Genomic DNA, 21751 nt, shown 5'->3' on the forward strand with positions numbered 1-21751 from the left:
CCCTCAACACCCCACGAAAATCTTGTCAGAACCGACATCGGCGCCGCCATCGGTGTGATCCTGCTGCTCCTGGTCCTCGGCCTGGACTTCACCGTCCGGGAGTTCACCGTCCGGGAGTTCACCTTCCGGGAGTTCACCGTCAGCCTCCGTCGGCACCGTTCCTCCGCCGCCGTCGACCTCGTCCTCAACGCCGCCCCCGGCGCCGTGGCCGGCTGACTGCTCGGCCTGGACGCCGTCGGGATCCTGGCGCTCACGGGCGCCACCTACGTCTCCTCCTCCGGCATCGTCGCCCGCCTGCCTCGGCGACCTGCGCCGACTGGGCAACCGGGAGCCCCCGGGCGACCTGCTGCCGACGCTGCCCGCTGCCGCGGCGCCGGCCGTGGTCACGGCCGCCCACCAAGGTCACCTCCGGCTGGTACGCGGCCCGCCGCGAGGGCGCCGGCCGCCGCGGCAGGCTCCGCGCCGGGAACCGCGCTCATCGCCCGCGGCGAGTTCTCCGTCGTCATCATCGGCCTGGCCGCCCCCGGGCAGGGCCGCCTGGCGGCACTGGTCACCACCTACGTGATGCTCCTCGGCGTCTGCGGCCCGCTCCTCACCCGCTTCACGCCCACCCGGCAGACGGTCCCCTGCCCTGTCCCGCGGCGCGGGACAGGGCAGGGGACCGCCCACCGCACGAGGTCAGTGCCGCGCCTCCGCTCCCCGCACCACCGCGACCGGGCAGTGGGCGTGGTGCAGCAGGGCCTGACTGACCGAGCCGAGCAACAGCCCGGCGAAGCCGCCCCGGCCGCGGGCACCGGTCACCACCAGCTGGGCGGACCGGCTCGCCTCGATCAACGCCTCCCGCGTCCCGCCGTGCACGACCCGATGCTCCACCACGACACCCGGGTGCCGCTCCTGGTGTCCGGCCAGCGCCTCGGACAGCAGGCGCTCCTCCTCCCCGACGAGGGCGCCCGGCGGGTTCGCGTACGGCATCGACACATCCTGCGGTGCGGGCATCGGCGCGTTCCACGTGGTCCAGGCGTGCAACGCCACCAACGGCGCCTTCCGCAGCTCGGCCTCGGCGAACGCGAAGTCCACCGCCGGCCCACCCGCCGCCGAACCGTCGACGCCCAGCACGATCGGGCCCTCCGCACTCGACTGCTCCCGCACGACCAGCACCGGACACCGGCCGTGTGCCGCCAGATGGACGGCCGTCGACCCGACCAGCAGCCCGACGAAACCGCCCATGCCGCGGGACCCGACCACCACCAGCTCGGCCGCACGCGACTGCGCCTCCAGCACCGTCAGCGGCTCACCCGTCACCACGGCATGGCTGACCTCGACCTCCGGCGCCGCGGCGCGCGCCCGCTCGACCGCCTCGGCCACCACACGGTCGGCCAGGTTCCGGAGTCCGCCTCCGGCCGGACCCGACGGTGGCGGGCCCAGGGGCACGTGCAGCGCGGGCCAGATGAACGCGTGCACCACCCGCAGCCCCGCCCCGCGCGACCGCGCCTCCCGTGCCGCCTCCTCGACCGCCGCGAGACTCGACGCCGACCCGTCCACACCGGCTACCACCACACCGCTCATCGTGCCTCCCACATCCAGTACGCCAGTACGCTCACCCGCCACACTCCCCCCGGCCGCGCCCCGTGTGCATGGGCCTGATGGCGCCACGGCCAGGGCCGACCGGCACTCCTTCGCGGCGGCGACGTACCCGTGCTCCGGCTCCTCGAACACGACGCCGGCTGTGACCCACAGCCCCGGGGGCCGAGCGCGTACACGCTCGGCAGCGGCGCCCACCACGTCCTGAGGCAGGGGCAGTTCGGTCGGTTTGCCGATGTCCCGGGTGAGCGCGGCGCCCTCGTACCGCTGCCACAGGCAGGCGTGCACCACCCGCAGTGGCGCCCCGCGCAGGGCAGCCTCGTCGGCGGCCCGGTCGGCAGCGCGCAGGCTCGGCTCGAAACCGTCGACGCCAACGACCAGGGGCCCGCCGAGGGCTCGCTCGTCTGCGGGTCAATACACCTAGAGCGTGGTCAGTCGTGCGCGACGACGGCCACGGGGGCGGCGGCGTGGTGCAGTACCGCGTGTGTGACGGGACCGATGTGGACGCCGAACGGGCTGCGGCGGACCCGGCGGCCGACGACCACCAGGGACGCGTCCCGGGAGGCGTCGATGACGTGGTGGGCAGGGCTGCCGGAGGGGGTCTCCTCGAAGACCTCGACGTCCGGGTACTTGTACCGCCAGGGCCGCAGCACCGCGGCGAGGGCGGCGGCCTCCTGCCGGCCGAGTGCGGAGTCGAGCTCGGCGTCGGCGGGCAGACCGTAGGCCACGTAGGGCGGGAGGTTCCAGCCGTGCACGACCCGCAGGGCGGTGTCGCGGCGGGCTGCCGCCTCGAAGGCGAAGGCGATCACCGTGTCGTCGGGGTGGGCGGGGTCGAGGCCGAGCACGACGGGCCGATACGGGGTGGCGGCGGACGGGATGCCGGCGGGGTCCATCTCGTGCTCGTCGGCGGCCTGTTCCCCGGCCCGCACCAGGACGACGGGGGTGTCGGTGTGCGCGATCACAGCCGCGCCCACCGACCCGACGAGGAACCCGCCGATCCCGCTCAGCCCACGCGAGCCGAGGACGAGGAGTTCGGTGTCCTTCGCCGCCTTGGGCAACGCGTCCATCGGCCTGCCGGGGATCGGCTCGATCTCCACCTGCACGCCGGGGTGGCGCCGACGCAGGCCCTCTGCCGTCTCGCGCGGAATCCGTTCGCCCCAGTGCCGCAGCTTCTCGGCGCCGAGCAGCGGGGCCTGTGCCTGCGCCAAAGGCTCCGGGACGGGTTCCCAGACGTGCACCAGCCGCAGCGGCAGGCCGCGCAGCTTCGCCTCCCGGGCCGCCCACTCGGCAGCCGCGCGGCTCTCTGCTGAGCCGTCGAGGCCCACGGTGACATTGCGGGACATGCTGTCCACCTCCTGTGTCGGGGTTGCGATGCCAGGGTGGTGGCGGGGGAAGCCACGGGTGCAGGTACCGCAGGTCCCCGGTGCGGAGCCGACCGGCCCCATCGGTCCCAGCGGCACCCCCGCACCACGCTCCGGCGCCGCGGAGGCGGACACCGGTCCGGGTGACTGCCGAGGTGAATGGATGATCGCGTGCGGTCAGGGCTAGACGGACTTCCGAAGGGCCGGCGCGGCTGGAGATGGAGGCGGCCGCGACTACCGAGGCCGCCTTCACACCTCTGCTTACGCTCGGGCCCAGCGTTGGTTGACGCCGGTGTGGCAGCTCCACACGATCACCGCAGCGCCGTTGGCGGTGCTGCCGCCGTTGACGTCCAGGCAGAGTCCGGTCTGGACGTTGCTGACGGTTCCGTCGGCGCTCACATTCCATTGCTGGTTCGCACCGCCGGTGCAGTCCCAGATCCGCGCTCGGGTGCCGGAGGCGGCGTTGCTCGGCACGTCCAGGCATCTGCCCATCACCCGCAGGGTCTGTCCGGTCTGGGTGAACTGCTGGTTGGTGCCGGTGTGGCAGTCCCAGATGACCATCTGGGCGCCGTTGGACGAGTCGGCACCGCTGACGTCCAGGCATCGGTCGGCGGACTGGCTCCGCAGCCGGAATGTGGTCGGGTCCGGGGGATTCGGGTTCGGGTCGGCACCCGTGAAGAAGCTCCAGACCTCATGCTTGACCCAACTCCTGGCGCCGCTCTCGCAGCCCGCGCACCCGTCCACGGGGCCTTGCTGGTGACCTCCGTCGAACGCGGCCCAGACGACCGGATACCCCTCGCGGCAGCCCGAGTAGGCGGTGGTGATGTGGGTGCGGCTACCCGACGCGGGCTCCGGCGGGTTCTGGGGAGCGCAGCCGTTGTTCCTGACGAACCTGTCCCGCATCCCGCGACCGGCGCCGATGTTGTCGTTGATGCCGTGGATTCCCATGTACGCGAAGGGCTGGGTGCCTCCGCTGCACCCGCTGATCCCCCCGGGCGCGGCTATCGCGGCGACCGCGCGGAAGACGTTCGGCCTGGCACATGCGAGTGCGTAGCTCATGGCTCCGCCGTAGCTGAAGCCGAGGGCGAAGCGCTGCGTGGTGTCGACACAGAGGTCGTTGTCGATACGCCTGATCATGTCGTCGACGAAGGTCACGTCCTCGCCGCCGGAGTTGCCCCAGCCGTTGTTGAGGCCCTGCGGAGCTACGAAGATCGCACTGTTGTTCGCCAGTCGCCGGAGTCCGTAGTGGGCATAGACATCGCCGTCGCTTCCGCCGCCGGCGACCTGCCCGGCGGTGCCACCCAACCAGTGGAATCCGAAGACCAGTCGGTATTGGCGGGTGTTGTCGTAGTTCTCAGGGATGCTCAGGATGAAGGAGCGACTCTTGCCGCCGCTTTGAATCGTGTGCGTGCCGTTGGTCAGTGTGGGGGCACGTCCGCATCCGGGGGTCCCCGCAAGGGTGGCCCCGGCGGTGGGCGACGTGTCGGCCGCAACGCTGACTCCTGCCCCGCCGGCCATGGCCAGAACGAGCAGGGCCGCCAACACCGCTCGCCCGAACAACCATCTGTGGATCGACATCATGCGGCTCCCTCGCTGCTCGGTGACATGGCGCTGGCAGGTCGGTCCTGCCGCCGTAGGCCCTGGGGCTGGACGCGGTCGAGTCGGAATCGCTGGTTGGTGCTGCCGGTGGCTGCCCACTGGGAGATGCGGGCCCCGTCGGCGGTGGAGCTCTCCCACACGTCCAGGGCGAGGCCGCTCTGCCGGTTGACCAGACTGACCACGCCACCGCCGTGGTCGACTGTCCGCCACTGCTGGCCGGTGGTGTCGGTGTCCGGCTGCTGGGTGATGTCGGCGCCGCTGCCGCTACCGGCGGCTTGCAGGAACAGCCCACTGTGCCCAACCCGGATCTTGTGGTGCCCGCCGTCGGAGGGCAGGAACTCGAAGTGCTGGTTGAGACCGGCGGTGATCTGCCACTGGATCAGCCGCGCACCGGCGGCCGTGGACGCACCGCTGATGTCGGCGGCCTTGCCGCTGTGCTGGGCCACCAGCCGATAGGCCACGCCGGTCTCCACCGGCCCCGACCTGCGTGCGGACGCGCGGTAGGTGTGGCCGGCCTGGCCCGCGAACTCGATGAGATCGGTCTCGAGCCGCTTCGGCTGGACGGAATCGCCGCTCGATTCGTCCCGCAGCGTGAAGTCACCGGCGAAGATCCGGCTGCGCACCCGGACGGCACCGGTTCGGTCGGGTGTGACGACGCACTCGATCCGGTCGCTGCTCCACTCGGCGCCGACGGTGTGTCCGCCGCGGCCGCGCAGTCCGCTCACGCGCCCGGTGGGCCAGGCGGCCGGCAGCGCCGGCAGCACGTGGAGTTCGCCGTTGTGGCTCTGCAGCAGCATCTCCGCGATGCCCGAGGTGGCGCCGAAGTTGCCGTCGATCTGGAACGGCGGGTGCAGGTCGAACATGTTGGGCGCGAGCCGGTCCGTCCGCACCAGGTCCCGGATCAGCTTGTGGGCCCGGGCGCCCTCCTCCAACCGGGCCCAGAAGTTGATCTTCCACGCGAGCGACCATCCCGTCCCGTCGTCACCGCGCAGCTCCAGCGTCCGCCGCGCGGCCTCGTGCAACTGGGGTGTCCCGCGCTTGGTGATCTGGTTGCTCGGATGCAGACCGTACAGGTGGGACACGTGCCGGTGAGTCCGCTCGGTCTCCACCCAGTCGGCCAGCCACTCCTGGACATTGCCCCTGGAGCCGACCCGCGTCGGCGACAGCCGGTCCCGGGCCGCCAGTGCCTGAGCGCGGAAGGCGGCGTCCACGCCGAGGACTTCGCCGGCGCGGGCGACGCTGTTGAAGAGGTCGCGCAGGATCTGGTTGTCCATGGTGGGCCCGGCGCAGACGGTGGCGTTCGCGTGGTGAGGGAGCTCCGGAGAGTTCGACGGGTTGGTGACCAGGTGGCCGAGCGTCGGGTGGACGACGAGGGTGTCGAGGAAGAACTGGGCGGCGCCCTTCAGGGCCGGGTAGTTGGAGCGGAGGAAGTCGATGTCACCGGTGAACAGGTAGTGGTCCCAGATCAGGGTGGCCAGCCACGCGCCACCGGTCTGCCACATCCCCCACTGCGCTCCGTCGACGACCGAGGCCCCCCGCCACGCGTCGGTGTTGTGATGCGTCACCCAGCCGCCGGCACCGTACTGCGCCTGGGCCACCCGGGCGCCGGTCACCGTCAGGTCGTCGATCATGTCGAAGACCGGGCGGAAGCACTCGGACAGGTTCGTCGTGTCGGCGGGCCAGTAGTTCATCGGCAGGTTGGCGTTGATGGTGAACTTCGAGTCCCAGGACGGAGCCATCTGGTCGTTCCAGATGCCCTGCAGGTTCGCCGGCTGGGTGCCCGGCCGCGAGGACGAGATGAGCAGGTACCGGCCGAACTGGAACAACAGGGCGGAGAACTGCGGGTCGTTGACCTGTGCGTGCTGCGCGATCCGTACGTCGGTCGGCTGGTCGGCCGCCGTCGTACGGCCCAGATCGATCGACACCCGGTTGAACAACCCCTGGTAGTCGGCGAGATGCCGGCGGCGCAGTTCGTCGACGCCGACGTTGCGGGCGGCGTCGAGGTGGCGCCGCGCGATCCCCTGGTAGTCGCCGCCGACGTTGCGGAAGTCGACGTAGCTGGAGCCGATCGACACCAGCACCGTCACGCTGGTGGCGCCGGAGACCCGCAGGGTGCCGCCCGAGCTGCTGACCGTGCCGCCTGTCACGGCGGCGTGGGCCAGGGCAAGGAATCGGACCCGCCCGGTGATGCCTTCCATGGTGCCGGAGGTGCCGTCGAGGGCGATCGTGGCCCCGTCCGGGCTGGACACCGTGGTGCGTTGTGGGCTGTCGAAGGTGGCGGTGAAGGTCAGGGAGTTGGCGCGGTCGGCCGTCAGCCGGGTCACGATCAGCTGGTCGGGTGCGCTGGCGAAAGCCTCACGCTGGTACCGCACGCCGTTCAGCACGTAGGTCGTGGTGGCCGTGGCGGTGGTGAGGTCGAGCGTCCGGTTGTGCTGCGACGCACCGGTGGCGCTGCCGAAGGAGAGCCGAAGGTTTCCGACCGGCTGGTAGGCCAGCTGCCCGGCCGGGCTGCCCAGCATCGCCTGATTGATCAGGTCCTGCGCCGGTCCCCACTGATCCGCGAAGACCCGCCGCCGGATCTCCGCGATGTTGGCCGCGCCGCGGGTGTTGGCGGAGTCGTACGGGCCGCCGGCCCAGACGGTGTCCTCGTTGAGCTGCAGCCGCTCGGTGTCGACGTTGCCGAACACCATCGCGCCGAGGCGTCCGTTGCCGATCGGCAGTGCCCGCAGCCAGTCCGCGCCGGCCGGCTTGTCGTACCACAGGGCGAGGTCGTCGGCGGCCAGAACCTCCGGCGGCGCGGCCGAGCCGGACCTGGCGACGGCCGTCCACCCACCCGGCACGATCCCTGCTCCAGCCGCCGCCCCGGCGGCGAGGAACCGTCTGCGTGTCACCTCGGACATGTCGTACTCCCTTCACGGACTGGAGCAGGTCATTGACTTGGGTGATGACGAACCGCCGGTGAGGAAGGCGACGGCCGTACGCGGGGCGGCCGGCGCGTCGGGCGCCGGCTTCCGGACGAACGCCGGAGCCTCGGGCGCTCGGATCAGCCGGTCCGTGCCGGCGTCCGCCCACTCGACTGGGAGCGGCCCGTTGGTCTCCACGCGGAGCGCGCCGCGGCCGGCGGTCACCGTTCACCGTGTCCGCCGAGTCGGGCGTCGCGTCGCGCGTCAGTGTTCTGGATCTGCCATCTCTGGTTGTCGCCGCCCCAGCACGCCCACAGCTGCACCTTGAAGGTGGTGGTGTTCACGTCGAGGCAGAGGCCGGAGTGAATGCCGCGGATGGTGCCGTCAGTGCTTACCGTCCACCTCTGGTTGTCGCCGCCGTTGCACGCCCACGTGCCGACCACGGTGCCGCTCGTCGTCCCGCTGCCGTACGCATCCAGGCATTTCTGGCCCCCCAGTGCGGTGAGCTGTCCGCCGGGCGTCAAGGTCCACTGCCGACCGGCCGTGTCGGCGCAGGTCTCCACCTGGACCTGGATGTTCGCCGCGGTCCCGCCGGGGATGTCCAGACAGCGCCCGGTGCCGACGTTGCGCAGCAAGCTCGTCGGGGCCGGGACGTCGCCGTCCAGGCCCCAGCCGTACCGGAGGCGCTCGCGGCCGCTGGCGCTGGGGGTGCTGAGCGTGAGGTCGGTACCGGTGCCGTGCAGTTTCTGCATGGCATACCAGTCGTCACCCTGGCCGGCGCGTATCTTTCCGCCCAGCCCGGGCCAGTAGACGGAGCCGATCCGCAGTTCCCGGAGCACCGTGGTGGTGGCCCGGAAGTAGCGCACGAAGTTGTCGGAGCTGCCGGCGTCGTGGTAGTTGAGCCCGGTGTCCATCGGCGCGCCGAACTCGTCGACGACAGTGCGGTCGGCGCAGGAGCCGATCGCGTTCCGCAGATACGCCACCCACTGGTCGTAGGTCTTCGCACCGCTGAAGAACGTGTAGTGGTGCAGCGACAGGAACGTCCCGTCGAGGCGGCGGTCGGCGCACATGGACTTGATGTCGGTGTTCAGGCCCGCGCCGCTGACGAAGATACGGTTCCGCGGAATCGACGGGTGGCTGCTGATCCAGCTGCTCACCAGGTTCGCCCACTCACCGGCGCTGTGCCCCGCCGGTTCGTTCATCGGCTCGAAGTGGACGAGGCTGTTGGTGCCGTACCGGGCGAGCACGGTGTTCCACATGGTGTCGAAGGCGCTCGGGTCGACGATGCGACCGCCGCGGGCGGCCACCCCGTCCTCCCAGTAGGAGAGGACGACCTTGATTCCCTTCGCGGTGGCCGCGTCTATCGCGCCTGTGTACGCGCTCCACCAGCTCGTCCCGACTGTGTAGGTGTTGATGGGGAGCCGAACGGTGTTGGCGCCGAGGTTGTTCTCGAAGCCGGTGTAGACGGCGTTGGCCTTCGCCACGACCGTCTGGTAGCTGTCGGAGCCGCTCAACCCGTGCAGGACCAGCGGGCCACCGTGGAAGTTGTCACCGAGCCGGGCCCAGTTGACACCACGGAACTGGGCGGTGTCGGCGGCGGCCGGCGAGGCGCTCTGGGGCTCGACGACCGCGAGCGCGCCGAGCGCGGTCAGGACGCAGGCGAGCGCCCGGGCGAGGTAGCGTCGGCGATGGGTGTGGGGCATGGTCGTGTCTCCCCGGTCGGCGGTGTGGTCACGTCTGCGCTGTGCGGGATCTGTTGACGCCTGCCGGCAGCCGGCCGAGCCGGCGCGGAGCTTGCCCTCTCCGCGCCGGCCCCCTCCCAGATCGCTCGCGCAGCGAGCATGTCAGCGTCATGCCGCTGCCGTGGCGCCTGGAAAGCCTCGCTCCCCGGCTTCGCCCGGATCTCCGCCGCCGGCGTCGGGGTCCATGCCCTGGTACGGAAACCGCGAATCGCAATCCGTAGATCGATTTCGGATTCCGCTTTCACAGGTCATGAATGGGGAACGTCACGCGTCGAACGACTAGAAGATTGACAGATTGCCATGGCCTATTCAAGAGGGAATCGTCGATATATATATCGGCCTGAGCCGTCGTACAAGCAACCGGAGAAGCGGGACTATTGACGGCCTCCTCTCATAACGTTTCCAGGCGGCGAATTTGAGTGAAGGACGCGTGTATATCGGGGCAGTTTTCGTTATCGGCGATCGGCTTGAACAGTCGCAGTCGCCGTAGCGTCGAAAAGCACGGTGCCGTCGCCGAACGCGATGACCTGGGTGCCGACTCGGCTCCCCTCACGACGGCATTGTCGGTCGCCCCGGCGCGCGCGGGTTCGTCGAGCACCGTGGTCTGCCGCGCGAGTGGGACGGGGAGCAGCGCCAAGGCGACGATCAGCCGCTCGAGGGGTACCAGTTCGTCGGCGGCCAGGCCGCAGTCCGCACAGGATCGGGTGTGCCGGGTGATGCGCTTACGCCACAGCGTGCTCGGTACGCCGTCCCAGCCCGCCAGCGCGGCGGTCAGCTGTGGGCACCGGGGGCTGGCTTCCAGCGCGGCGACGAGTGACCGACTCAGCTCCAGCTGGTTGCGCATCCGCTGGACGCGCACACCCGCGTGGGCCACGCTCGTTCCCAGCGCCGCCGCGAGCTCCGCCCTCGTCAGCCGGCCCGCGGTCTCCAGCCACCACAGCGACAGCAGCGCCCGGGCGCCCGGGTCGAGCCATCGACTGGCGCGTACGGTCTTGCGGCGATGACCGGACAGCTCGACGTGGATCAGCGCCAGGTTCTCGGCGTCGGCGTCGGCGTCCGGCGGGTCGGTCATCTCGTCGAGGGAGGCCGTCCGTTCGGCGTCCGTCCGCCGCCGGTGCAGATGGGTGCTGATCTGTCGTGTGGCGATCGTGGTCAGCCAGGGCCGGAAGCACTCCGGGGCGCGCAACGTGCGCAGCTCGGGAAGTGCCCGCAGCATCGTCTCCTGCACCACGTCGTCGACGTCCGCAAGCTCACCCAGTGCCCTGCGCACGATCGCGTACACCAGCGGCAGGTACGTCGCGGCCAGGTCGTCGAGCGCTCGTGGATCGCCGGCCTGTGCGGCGACGACCAGGCTCGTCTCGTCGACTCGGCCGGCTCGCATCACGAGTCCGTACATGGTGCCGCGGGCAGGGCCGCCCAGGTGCCGCGCACGTCGCCACCCTCGGGTTCGCACGCACGATCGTCGCGGGCGTGACCGGCTGGTAATGCTCGGCGGCTCATAATCGCCCCAGCCATCCGCCGTCGACGGGAAGAGCGACGCCGTCGACATGGTCCGACGCCGGGGAGGCGAGGAACACCGTGGCCCCGGCGAGATCGTCGGCGGGTTTCCAGCGACCGGCCGGGATCCGGCCGAGGATCGCCCGGTCGCGCTGGGGGTCCGCGCGTGACACCTCGGTGTCGTCGGTGGCGATGCAGCCCGGTGCGACGGCGTCGGCGTCGAGGGCGTGGGCCCGGCGGTGGACAGCCGCTTTCATCGGTCCTCCAGCCTCATGGTGTCGAACGTCCCTTCCGCGGTGGATCGGCATGGTCCAGGGGTGACCGCGAGCAGCCGTCGGCCGGCCTGCTCCGGCCGTATGTGCGGTCCGTCGGGTGCGTGTGCCGTTCGCTGACGGGCCCCGGTCATCACCGTTTCGTCGATCCGGATGCCCAGGCCCGGCGTGTCGCCGAGCACGAAGGCGCCGTCCTCGACGTGCAGGTCCATCGCGACGCCGAGCGGCGGCTGTAGGCCCTGCAGTTCGCTGACGAGGTGGTTGGGCACCGAGGTCGCGGCGTGCAGCAGCGCGACAGGCGTGTTGCCGATCGGGCTGACCGGCAGGTCGTAGGCGTGCGCCAGCGCGGCGACACGCAGGAAGTGGGTGACTCCCCAGACCGCGGCCGTCTGGACGATGTCGACGCCTCCGGCAGCGATCAGCGGGCGGAACTGTTCGAGGCCGGTGAGGTTCTCCCCGCTGGCGACCGCCGTCCGTACGCCACGGCTGACCACGGCCAGGCCGTCGGCGTCCCAGCGCCGGACCGGCTCCTCGATCCAGGTCAGGTCGAGTGTGCGTTCCAGTTCACCGACGTGGCGTACCGCCTGCTTGCGGCTCCAGGACTCGTTGGCATCCAGCATGAGCCCTGGCCGGGTCCCGTGCGCGGCCTCGGTCAGTACCTCGCGTACGAGCGACAGTCGGTGCCGGTCGCGCTCGATGTCCAGGCCGCCCTTGAGCTTCGCCGCCCTCAGACCGCGTTCGGCATAGGCCTGGTAGGTGGCGACGAGCTCGTCGTCGGTGAGGCCGATGTCCAGGCCGGAGGCGTAGGCGTGGACCATGCGGTCGTTGCCGCCGAGCAACCGCCACAGCGGCTCGCCCACGGCCTGTGCCTTGATGTCCCACAACGCCGTGTCGAACGCGCCGATCGTGCCGAACACCACGCCGGCATGCCCGGCTTTGAAGGTGTGCCGCAGCATGCGGTCGTAGAGCGCGGTCACCGCGCGCGGGTCCCGGCCGTCGATGGCGGCGAAGATCGCCTCGGCTTCCACGTGCGGTCCCAGGCCGACTCCGGTGATCCCCTCATCGGTCTCGACGATGACGACCGGCACGGGCACGACGCCGTCGGTGTAGACGCCGTTGGCGTCACCGACAGGTCGGCCCCATCGCTGTGCCGTCGTCAGGGTTCTGTACCCGGTGATGCGCATGCGTCATCCCTTCGTCGCGCCGGCCGTCACGCCGTCGGCGATCTGGCGCTGCAGGAACAGGTAGGTCACCAACACGGGGAGCCCGGCGATCAGGACGCCGGCTGCGAAGGTGGGGATGTCGGCGGAGTACTGGCCGCGCAGTGCGGTGATGCCCACCATCAGGGTGCGATGGTCGGCCGACGGCATCATCAGCAGCGAGATGAGCACGTCGTTCCAGCAGAACAGCGCGTCGAGGATGCCCACCGACAGCAGTGCCGGGGCACCCATCGGCAGCATGATCCGCCGGTAGACGCCGTACAGGGTGTTGCCGTCGATCCGTGCGGCGTCGACGAGTTCGGCGGGCACCGCTCGGTAGTAGCTCGTCATCAGGAAGACGGTGAACGGCAGGAACTGCGCGACGTAGGCGAGGGCCAGCCCCGGATAGGTGTCGATGAGACCGCCGTCGGCCATGATCCTGGCCAGCGGCACCATGATCACCTGGAAGGGGATGAACAGTGCCGCGAGGCAGACCAGAGTCAGCGCGGACGAGCCGCGGAACCGCACCTGGGCCAGCGCGAACCCGGCCATGGACCCGAAGAGCAGCAGCAGCGCCACGGCGCAGGCCACCACGATCACGGAGTTGAGGAAGTACCGCCCCATGCCGTCGCTGTTCCACGCCGCGCCGAGGTTGTCCCACCTCAGAGTGCCTGCCGGGGAGAACCGGTCGAGGATGTACTCCCGGCGGGTCTTCATCGCGACGTTGGCGGTGAACAGCAGCGGGTAGATCGTCGCCAGGGCGAGGAGCGCCATCGGCACGGCGATCAGCCATCTGCTCGGTCCCAGGCGGGACATCAGTCCTCCCTCCCCGCCCGGCGCAGCAGGCCGACCTGCAGCAGGCCCACGACCAGCATGATGAGGAAGAGGAGGGTGGACGCGGCCGACGCGAGCGCCGGGCGGCTCATCTGCCCCTGCTGGACCCAGATGTAGTACTCCGGCAGGTAGGTCGACCCTTCCGGGCCACCACTGGTCATGACGTAGAGCAGCCCGAACATCGAGGTCAGCATCCCGATCATCGTGGTGACGACGACGAACTGGATGGTGCGGGACAGACCCGGGATGATGACGTGCCAGATCGTCCGCGCGAGCGAGGCGCCGTCGACCCGGGCGGCGTCCAGGAGCGCGGGGTCCAGGGTCGAGAACCCGGCCAGGAACACCACCAGCGCCATCCCTGACGTCGCCCAGATGTGCACGCCGACGACGGTGAACATGGCTACGTCGGGATCGCCGAGCCAGTCCACCGGGCCGAGCCCCGAGCCGCCGAGCACGGCGTTCAGCGGTCCGTCGAAGGCCAGGAGCAGGTTGAAGATCGCGCCGACGATCACCGGTGAGAGCACGGCCGGGAAGAAGTAGACGCTCCGGAAGACCTGGTGTCCCGGCACCCGCAGGTAGATGAAGGTGGCGAGCAGTCCGGGGATGGCGACCGCGACCGGCAGCAGCAGCACCAGCAGTCCGACGTTGCCCAGCGCGGTGCGGAACAGCGGGTCGTCGATGAGCTCGGCGTAGTTGCCGAGCCCCACCGTGGCACCGTTGTGTTCGCCGTCACCGGTGAAGGAGAAGTTGACGCCCAGTCCCAGCGGCCAGAGCCGGAGCAGCACGATGATCAGGACAGCGGGAGCGACCAGGACGTAGGGGGCGAGGCGTTCGGCGCGCCGGCTGCTACGGACTCGCGGAGATGTCGGCGCGGGGCCGCGGTCACCTACCGCCTCGCCTGTTCGTGCCCCGTCGGGCCGCTCTGCTTGAGCAGCGCGGGCCGGTGAACCCATGGGTGACATGGCCTCAGCCCGCCTGGTCGGACGCCGCCAGCTGCTCGACCGCCGCGTCGACCGTGACCGATCCGCTCAGCAGTTGCTGAGACAGCCGCCCCATCAGGTCTACGGTCCTGGACGGCAGGGCCACGTGCAGGGCGGGCTTGCCACGGTCGATCTCGGACACGATGGTGGCGACCGCCGGGCCGGCGCTCGAGACGTCCACGGTGCGGTCGGCCGCGATGGCGCCCGCGTCGGCGTGGAACGACTTCAGTGCGTCGGCCGAGGTCAGGGAGCGCACCAGGTCGGCGGCGGCCTCGGGGTCCTTGGTCCGCTTCGCGACGGCGTAGCCGATGCCGCCGTCGTAGGGAAGGCTCGGCCTGGCGCCGGCCGTGACGATCGGCGACTTCATGACGCCTACATCGTCGGGGCCGAGGAATTCGGCGAAGTCCTTCCAGTGCCCGATGTCCGACATCAACCCGATGACGTGGGCGGCCTTGTTGGACTGGAACACCGCGAACGCGTCGTTGAACATCGCCGTCGAGTTCGCCCCGTCGTTGTTCAGGCCTTTGGCGTCGGCCTCTTTCCAGAGCGAGAAGACCCGCTTGACCGCCGGTGAAGACCAGTCTCGTTCGCCGGCGATCCAGTCGTCGTACTCCGTGGGCGACAGGACGCCCGAGCCGAGCCCGGACAGGAAGAACTGGATGCCGATGCCTTCCTTGTTGCCCTGCGCGAAGCATCTGGCACCGGTCGCCTCGTTGATGGTCCGGCAGTTGGCGACGAACTCGTCCCAGCTGGTGGCCGGCTGCTCCGGGTCCAGCCCTGCCTTCCGGTAGAGCGACTTGTTGTAGTAGATCGGGTGGCCTTGCAAGGTCACCGGAGCGGCGTAGGTCTTGCTGTCCTTGGTGAAGGCCTCCCACCCGGCCAGCCGCTTCTTGTCGTCACGCACGTACTCGTCCAACGGCAGCAGGGAGTCCGCGCGGTCACGGATCTGCCCGCCGCCGTTGAAGAGCATGACGTCCGGCCCCTTGCCGGCTTGGATGGCGGCCCCGAGCAGGGTGTAGTACTGCTCGAACGGCTGCGCGACGAACTCGACCGTCACGCCGGGGTGTTGCTCGGCGAAGTCGGCCTTGGCCTTCTTGACGTAGGTGGACGCTGCGGCATCGCCGGACTTCCAGTCCCAGACGACGAGCTTGCCCTTCGAACCACCGGACGCCGCATCCGGGTCGGCGGCGCTTCCGCAGCCGGCCAAGACAACGAGCCCGGCAACCGGGATCGCCGACCACAGTGTTCGCTGCTTCATTGCTGCCCCGCTCTCCTGAGGTGGCCGGCTGTCCGGCAATTGAGGTTGAGGAGGAACGCAACTCGTATGACGTATGTAACTCGTATGACGTATGACGTCAACAGATATGCCGTATAGTTGGCGAGCATCCGTGGTACGGCACGGCCCCCGGGGGGTGTCATGACGGCAGTACCGCAGTCATCCGCAGAGGCCTCCGAGGCCCCCGCCTGGAGCCGGCGCCCGGCGAACCTTGCCGCCGCCGTCACGGCTGAGCTGGTGGAGCGGATCGTCAGTGGAGTCCATCCGTCCGGTTCGCCGCTCCCCCCCGAGCCCGTGCTCTGCGCGACCTTCTCGGTCAGCCGCACCGTGGTCCGCGAGGCGGTGAAGATCCTTCAGGAGAAGGGGCTGGTGCAGGTCCGCCAGGGCGCCGGCACGATGGTCACCCCGCCGGCGATGTGGAACATGCTCGACGAGTTGGTCCTCGGCGCAACCATCGCCGAGGACGAGAGCCTGGCCATCCTCGACCACCTCGTCGCGACCCGCCGCGTGCTGGAGTCCGACATGGCCAACGTCACCGCCCGCCTGGCGAACGCCGAGGTGATCGACCGGCTGCGCAGACTGGTGGAGCGGATGGACGAGCTCGTCGACGACCCCGATTCGTACCACGAAGAGGACCGGGCCTTCCACGACACCGTCATGCAGGCGTCGGGGAACCGCATCGGCCGTGCCGTGGTCCGTTCGCTGGAGCGGCAGGTCATCAACTCCGCCCGTTACACGGGCCGAACCGGCCGCGCCTTCTGCGTCGCGTCCAACCACGGCCATCGGCGCATCTACGAGCGGATCGCCGCGCACGACCCCAAGGGTGCGGCCGAGGCGATGTTCACCCACATCACCGAGGCGTGGGTGGTACGCCGCAGCGGGCCGGGCGAGCCGACCTGGCTGCGGCGTTAGGGCCCTTCTGATGGATCTCCGTGGCCGCGGAGATCCATCAGAAGGGCCCTACAGGCGAGCCCCGCTCGCGGCTTACGGGTCCTGCCGCGAGCGAGACCGAGCGTGCGCTATCGCAGTGCCCACTGCTGGTTGGTGCCGCCGTTGCAGGACCAGAGGATGATCCTGGTGCCGCCCGCGGTGCCGCCGGCGTTGGCGTCGAGGCACAGTCCGGAGTGGACGCCGGTGATGGTGCCGTTGGGGTTGACGTTCCACTGCTGGTTGTTCTGGCCGTTGCAGTCCCAGACGATGACGGCGGTGCCGTTGGTGGTGCCGCGTCCGCTGGCGTCGAGGCACTTGTCGCCGCGGACGGTCAGTTGTTTGCCGGCGGTGTAGGTCCAGGTCTGGCCCGCTGCGTCGGTGCAGTCCTGGAGTTGGGTCTGGGTGCCGTTGGTGGTGCCGGCGCCGGGGACGGTCAGGCAGCGGCCGGACTGCACGCCCACGATCTGCTGACCCGTGGGCGGTGGGGTCGTGCCCTGCGGTCCGGCGGACGCCATCACGTCCTGGGCACCTGAAGGCCAGTTGCCGTTGGTGACCGTGACATTGCCGGACACCACGTTGCCGCGGTCCCCGTTGGTGATGTTCGTGCTGCCGTTGGTCGACCAGTTGTTGGTGACGGTCCAGTTCCCCATGTTCTCGCCACCCCAGTAGTTGGCCGTCGCCCACGTACCGGTGTTCGAGAAGACGTTGTTGGTGGCCGTGTAGTACTTCGAACCCTCGTCGAAGTACACCCCGAAGTAGCCGTTGGTCCGCAGGCAGTGGTTCCGGCTGATCTGCGCGCCCGGGTTCCATCCGAGCGTGTAGATGCAGCCGCCGTCGTTCATCTGCTGCATGACATCGTGGATGTAGTTGCCGATGAGCCGGTTGTCGGACGCGGTGGTCGGCGTCGTGTAGCGCGGCTGGTAGTTGTACAGGCCGCGGCCCGCGTAGTGGTTGCTGCCGCCCGCGTCGTTGGCGCCCCAGCCGTACCCGATCGACATGCCGGAGTACGGCATGTTGTAGACCTCGTTCTGGGCGACTGTGCTGCCCGTGACGTACGTGGTCAGGACGGAGACGATGCCCCGGTAGTCCGCCCCGAGGTCGTGGATGCGGTTGTTGCTGATCGTGATGTCCCTGTTGACCATGCGCTGGTCGCCGGGGTGGTGGGCGTCGGCGCGCACGCCGCCCACGAGGATGCCGCCGGCTGAGCTCCGGGCGATCTCCGACCTGGTCACCGTGATGTCGGCGGCGCCCAGGCCGACGCCGCTTGCGTGCGCGCCTGCGTCGTTGCCGATACCGATGGCCGTCTGGCCCAGGTTGACGAACCGGGAATCGCTGAAGGTGATGGTGTTGGCGGCCGAGATCTGCACGGCGGCCGGCATCTGCTGCCAGTGCGGCCGGGCGGCCTCGAACTGCGTGCAGCCGTTGTGGCAGGAGTCGAAGCTCGGCCAGCTCCAGTTGCCGGCGATGTACGCGCCGGTCTGCTGGTCCACGTAACCCTGGTTGCTGCTGGGGCCCAGCCAGCTCGTACCGGTGAAGGTGATCCCGCTGAACGTGAGGTGGTGCGCCGGCTCGCTGTACGTGCCCCCGAGGTTCACCAGCGACTGGAGCGTCGGCAGTTCCACACTGACGGTGCTCATGTTCTGCCCGGCCAGGGGGATGTAGTACAGGGATCTGGTCGTGGGGTTGAGATACCACTCGCCGGGCGCGTCCAGGAATTCGTATGCGTTGGACAGGTAGAACGGACCGGCCCGGTGCGGCCGCATGAGGGTGTCGTAGCCGAAGTTGTTGTTGTTCCACGCAGGCTGCTGCATCGTGATGAAGTTCCCGCTGATGCTCTGCACCGGCGAGTACCGGTCGGTGAAGGAGTTGACGCCTTCCACCTCGATCCGGCTCTGGTTCGCCAGGTTGTTCAGATAGCTCAACGCACCGCTGGAGAACCTCATTCCGGTGCCGGAGGGTGTGAAGTCCGCCCTGTTGGCCTGCGTGCGGGCCCGGGTGGCGACGGCGCCGTCGACGTAGAGCTGGCGGGTATCGAGGCCGGCAGGGATGTCGGCCTTCCAGATGTTCTTGCCGGCGTCGGCCACCGTCCAGCCGGTGACCGCCCGGGCACCGGTGATCACCGGACGCGCCGACGGGGCGGCCTGCCACACGACCCTGTGGCCGCCCGAGCCGGAGTCCTCCGCCGTCAGGCGTAAGGGTTGGGCCAGCCGGTACACACCGTCGGCCAACTGCACCACGATGTCGTCCGACATGGCGTCGTTGAGCGATCGCACCGCCGCCTGCGCGGCTGTCAGTGAGCACGGCTGCGCGCTGGAACAGTCGGTGCCGGTGCCGGACGGCGAGGCGTACACAGTGCGGGGAGCCGCGGATGCGGGCGCGGGGAACGCCAGTACGGCGGTCGCGGTCAAACCGGCTGTGGCGGCTCCGGCCAGCAGCCGCCTTCGTAGCGTGAGAGTGGTGAACACGTTTTCTCCTTATGGCGGTTCCCGGGCCGAAGGGGATGACGACAGGAGCGACCCCATCCCCATCACCCGGTCGAGGGAGCGTTTTCCAGTCCGCGGAGGACAGTTCGGAGGTAGGACAGCCCGTCACGGGCGAGGGTGTCCTGCGACGGGGCGAGCGGCCGCCAGATCGAGGCCGCGGTGGCGATGGCCTCGTTCTGCGCGGTGAACGACTCGATGCACACCGCGCCGCCGTAACCGGTCGTGGCCAGGCCGGCGAGGAAGCGTGGCCAGTCGAAGTGGTCGGCGCCCGGGGCGCCGCGGTCGGTGCCGCTGACCTGGACGTGCTTGATGTGCGGGCCGGCCGTGACGAGCGCCTCGTAGGGGTCGGCCTCCTCGATGTTCATGTGATAGGTGTCGATCATGAGACCGACGTTCGCGGGCAGGCCGTCGATCAGTTGCACCGCCTGCTCGACCGTGTTGACGACGCTCGTCTCATAGCGGTTGAGGGCCTCCACGCCGATGCTCACGCCCCGCTCCCCCGCGTGGTCGGCCACGGGCCGCAGGGCGCGGCGGACATCCGCGTAGCAGGCCGCGCGCTCAGGTGGTGACATGCGCCAGGTCCGCCCCACCGCGGCGTAGACCGGGCCGCCGACACAGGGCGCGCCGACGGCCACCGCACCGTCCACACACGTTTTCAGGTACGCCACGGTGGAGGCGACATCCTCCGGCGGAGCGTTCACGAGGTCACGTCCGGGCGAGGTGACCGCACAGACGCCGACCGCGCGCAGGCCGTACGCCGCCAGCAGGTCCCGGGTGCGGGCCGGGTCCCAGTCGCCGGGTCGCTCGATCGGCAGCTCGACCGCGTCGAAACCGAACGCGGCGATCCGCGGCACCAGTTCGGCCAAGGCCTCGTCGTCGACCGGCGAGGCCCAGACCCACGGGTTGACACCGATGCTGTACACCGGGCTACTTCCAGCGCTTGGGGTAGCCGGGCAGGTCGGTGCAGCCGCACATCGCGTAGTGCAGCGGCGGCATGGCGGGGTCGACGTACTCGTCCAGGTTGTCCTGGGTGATGGTCGGCTGTGGCAGCTTCCACGGGTTCGGCACCTGCTCGCCGTCGAGGATCTTCAGCGCGGCGATGATCGGGGTGCGCCACTGGTAGGTCGGGTAGGTCGGGGCGATCGCCGTGAGCTTCCTGTCCTTCCACAGCTTCAGGAAGTCGAGCTGGTCCTCGCCGTTGATCGGCGGCACGGGCTTGCCGGCGTCCTCGAACGCCTCGACCGCCGCGCCCGCGACCGCCCCCGCGTCCATCCAGACGCCGTCGATCGTGCCGTACCGCTGGATGTAGTCGTTGACGATCTTCTTGGTCCTGGCCGGGTCGCCGTCGGTGAACTCGACGCCGACGACGTCGACGCCCGCCTTGTCGAAGGCGACCTTCGCCGCGGACCAACGGGTCTCCAGCACGTCGACGCCGGGCAGGATGCGCAGCGCGAGCACCTTGCCACCCCGCTTCATCTTCTGGGTGACGAACTCCGCCGCGACGTGGCCGAATCCGTAGCCGCCGATGGGGTTGATGAATGTCACCGGGCAGGTCGTGTCGACGCCGCGGTCGAAGACGATGACCGGCAGGCCCTTCTGGCAGGCGGCCTCCACGGCCGGGGTGAGCGTCGCGGTGGTGTTCGGCGAGACGATGAGCGCGTGGCAGCCCTTGCCGAGCAGGTCGTTGATGTCGGCGATCTGCTTCTGGTCCTTGCCCTCGGCATCGACGTGGACGAACTCGGCGATCCGGCCGCGGTGCGTGTCGACCTCGGCCTGCATGGTCTTGAAACCGACCTGGCGCCACGGGTTGTTCAGCCCCGCGTTGGAGAAGCAGATCTTGTACGGTCCGGGCTTCTTGAACTTCGCGGTCCGCACCATCTCCGGGTCGAGCGCCTGCTCCCAGGGCTTGCCGGCCGGTCCGGTGGGCCTGGAGTCCAGGAGTGCGAGCTGCTTGTCGTAGTCGGCGCGCACGAAGAACTTCGACTGCTTCCCGGTGCCCGACCCGGTGCCCGCGGAGGGCGAACCCGATGCGCCGGTGGTGGGCTCGTCGGTGGCGCAGCCGGCCAGCACCAGTAAGGTGCTGACGGCCAGCACCGTCATGGAATGCCTCACTGAATCCCCTTTATCCGGACCGGAAACGGAAGGACGCCGCCGCCACGGCGAACAGGATGATCGCGCCCTGGACGGTCGGTTCGAGGGCGCCGGAGACGCCGTAGAAGTTCATGAGCGTGAAGAGCGTCTCGAGGGTCAGCGCGCCCAGCATCGCGCCGACGACCGAACCTCGGCCCCCGCCCAGAGCGACACCGCCGAGGACCGCCGCGGTGATCGCGCCGAACTCGAGGCCGGCACCGGCCTGGAACGACACTCCGCTGTACCCGCCGATGAGGACCGCCGCGAGCGTGGCGGCGAGCCCGCTGAGGACGAACGCCAGGGTCTTGGCGCGCCACACGCGCACGCCGCTCAGCTCGGCGGTCCGCGGGTTGCCCCCGACGGCGACCAGGGTGCGGCCGAAGTCCGAACGCGTCAGCACCAGCGCCGCGGCGGCCGCCACCAGCAGGACGACCAAGGCGTACGGTATCCGGCCCAGCGCGGGCACATCCTCGAACGCCGACCGGCCGAGCCGGCGGAACCCTTCGGAGAGGCCGCCCTTCGGGGCACCGTCGGACCACAGGTACACGGCACCGACGAGGATCAGGAACATCCCGAGGGTCGTGATGAACGACGGCACCCGCAGCCACGTGGTGACGAGGCCGTTGACGAGGCCGACGGCGATGCCGAACGCGAGCAGGAGTACCACGACGGGCCAGCCGGCCGATGGATCACCGTCGATCAGCCGGGCGGCGACGACCACCTGCGCGGTGACCAGAGAGCCGACGGACAGATCCAACTCGCCGGAGACGATCACGAAGTACTGGCCGGCGGCGAGCAGCACGACCGGCGCGGAGCGGCCGAGGAACGACATCAGCGACGGCGGCGAGAGGAAGTCCGGCTGGCGGGCGGTCAGCAGAACCAGCAACACCGCCAGGATCACGATGATCGGTGCGAGACTGCCGGAGCGGAACTCAAGGAGCCTCAGTGGGCGCGCGATCCGCAT

17 protein-coding genes and 1 pseudogene are annotated in these 21751 nt (G+C 70.0%); 2 read left to right on the forward strand and 16 right to left on the reverse strand.

Going from position 1 to position 21751, the window contains the following annotated elements; translation table 11 throughout:
* The first annotated feature begins 54 nt into the window (after positions 1–54).
* On the forward strand, positions 55–216 hold the full coding sequence (locus tag P8T65_RS05590) for a hypothetical protein (protein ID WP_316724274.1): 162 nt from the start codon (positions 55–57) through the stop codon (positions 214–216).
* 462 nt (positions 217–678) lie between these two features.
* On the opposite strand, the gene P8T65_RS05595 is transcribed toward P8T65_RS05590, so the two are convergent.
* The 12 genes and pseudogenes from P8T65_RS05595 to P8T65_RS05650 form a co-directional block, all read right to left on the reverse strand.
* Positions 679–1566, reverse strand: coding sequence for a universal stress protein (locus P8T65_RS05595; protein WP_316731488.1), 888 nt, complete (start codon positions 1564–1566; stop codon positions 679–681).
* Between the two features lie 102 nt (positions 1567–1668).
* Positions 1669–1962 (reverse strand): annotated as a pseudogene (locus P8T65_RS05600) (universal stress protein); the annotation flags it as partial.
* A gap of 50 nt (positions 1963–2012) precedes the next feature.
* Positions 2013–2924, reverse strand: coding sequence for a universal stress protein (locus P8T65_RS05605; RefSeq protein WP_316724275.1), 912 nt, complete (start codon positions 2922–2924; stop codon positions 2013–2015).
* 279 nt (positions 2925–3203) lie between these two features.
* Positions 3204–4523 carry a ricin-type beta-trefoil lectin domain protein gene (locus tag P8T65_RS05610; protein ID WP_316724276.1) on the reverse strand — a complete coding sequence of 440 codons (1320 nt, stop codon included), beginning with the start codon at positions 4521–4523 and terminating at the stop codon, positions 3204–3206.
* On the reverse strand, positions 4520–7441 hold the full coding sequence (locus tag P8T65_RS05615) for a glycosyl hydrolase family 95 catalytic domain-containing protein (protein ID WP_316724277.1): 2922 nt from the start codon (positions 7439–7441) through the stop codon (positions 4520–4522). The genes P8T65_RS05610 and P8T65_RS05615 overlap by 4 nt, the downstream gene beginning before the upstream one ends.
* 224 nt (positions 7442–7665) lie before the next feature.
* Entirely contained in the window at positions 7666–9147 is a 1482-nt protein-coding gene (locus P8T65_RS05620) for a ricin-type beta-trefoil lectin domain protein (protein WP_316724278.1), read from the reverse strand.
* Between the two features lie 430 nt (positions 9148–9577).
* A complete protein-coding gene (locus P8T65_RS05625; protein WP_316724279.1) occupies positions 9578–10567 on the reverse strand; it encodes a sigma-70 family RNA polymerase sigma factor in 990 nt (329 codons plus the stop codon).
* Positions 10568–10682: 115 nt separating this feature from the next.
* The gene (locus P8T65_RS05630; RefSeq protein ID WP_399098389.1) at positions 10683–10940 is read right to left on the reverse strand and encodes an SDR family oxidoreductase; all 258 of its coding nucleotides are present in this window, start codon (positions 10938–10940) and stop codon (positions 10683–10685) included.
* Positions 10937–12139, reverse strand: coding sequence for a mandelate racemase/muconate lactonizing enzyme family protein (locus P8T65_RS05635; protein ID WP_316724280.1), 1203 nt, complete (start codon positions 12137–12139; stop codon positions 10937–10939). Before P8T65_RS05635 ends, P8T65_RS05630 begins: the two co-directional genes overlap by 4 nt.
* A 3-nt stretch (positions 12140–12142) precedes the next feature.
* Positions 12143–12970 (reverse strand): carbohydrate ABC transporter permease, encoded by an 828-nt coding sequence (locus tag P8T65_RS05640; protein WP_316724281.1) that lies wholly within the window; start codon positions 12968–12970, stop codon positions 12143–12145.
* The gene (locus tag P8T65_RS05645) at positions 12970–13770 is read right to left on the reverse strand and encodes a sugar ABC transporter permease (protein WP_316731489.1); all 801 of its coding nucleotides are present in this window, start codon (positions 13768–13770) and stop codon (positions 12970–12972) included. Before P8T65_RS05645 ends, P8T65_RS05640 begins: the two co-directional genes overlap by 1 nt.
* A gap of 184 nt (positions 13771–13954) precedes the next feature.
* On the reverse strand, positions 13955–15226 hold the full coding sequence (locus P8T65_RS05650; protein ID WP_316724282.1) for an extracellular solute-binding protein: 1272 nt from the start codon (positions 15224–15226) through the stop codon (positions 13955–13957).
* 159 nt (positions 15227–15385) lie between these two features.
* On the opposite strand from P8T65_RS05650, the gene P8T65_RS05655 reads away from it, so the two are divergent.
* Positions 15386–16156, forward strand: coding sequence for a FadR/GntR family transcriptional regulator (locus P8T65_RS05655; protein ID WP_316724283.1), 771 nt, complete (start codon positions 15386–15388; stop codon positions 16154–16156).
* 107 nt (positions 16157–16263) lie between these two features.
* Here P8T65_RS05655 and P8T65_RS05660 read toward each other — a convergent pair whose 3' ends face one another.
* The 4 genes from P8T65_RS05660 to P8T65_RS05675 all read right to left on the reverse strand — a co-directional run bounded on the left by P8T65_RS05660 (position 16264) and on the right by P8T65_RS05675 (position 21751).
* Positions 16264–18564, reverse strand: a complete 2301-nt coding sequence (locus P8T65_RS05660; RefSeq protein ID WP_399102984.1) for a ricin-type beta-trefoil lectin domain protein — start codon at positions 18562–18564, stop codon at positions 16264–16266.
* 137 nt (positions 18565–18701) lie between these two features.
* On the reverse strand, positions 18702–19580 hold the full coding sequence (locus P8T65_RS05665) for a sugar phosphate isomerase/epimerase family protein (protein WP_316724284.1): 879 nt from the start codon (positions 19578–19580) through the stop codon (positions 18702–18704).
* A 4-nt stretch (positions 19581–19584) separates the two neighbouring features.
* Positions 19585–20757: a substrate-binding domain-containing protein gene (locus tag P8T65_RS05670; RefSeq protein ID WP_316731491.1), complete on the reverse strand. Its 1173-nt coding sequence runs from the start codon at positions 20755–20757 to the stop codon at positions 19585–19587.
* Positions 20758–20779: 22 nt separating this feature from the next.
* Positions 20780–21751, reverse strand: a complete 972-nt coding sequence (locus tag P8T65_RS05675; RefSeq protein ID WP_316724285.1) for an ABC transporter permease — start codon at positions 21749–21751, stop codon at positions 20780–20782.

The sequence above is a fragment of the Streptomyces sp. 11x1 genome, assembly GCF_032598905.1.
Taxonomy (GTDB): Bacteria; Actinomycetota; Actinomycetes; order Streptomycetales; family Streptomycetaceae; genus Streptomyces.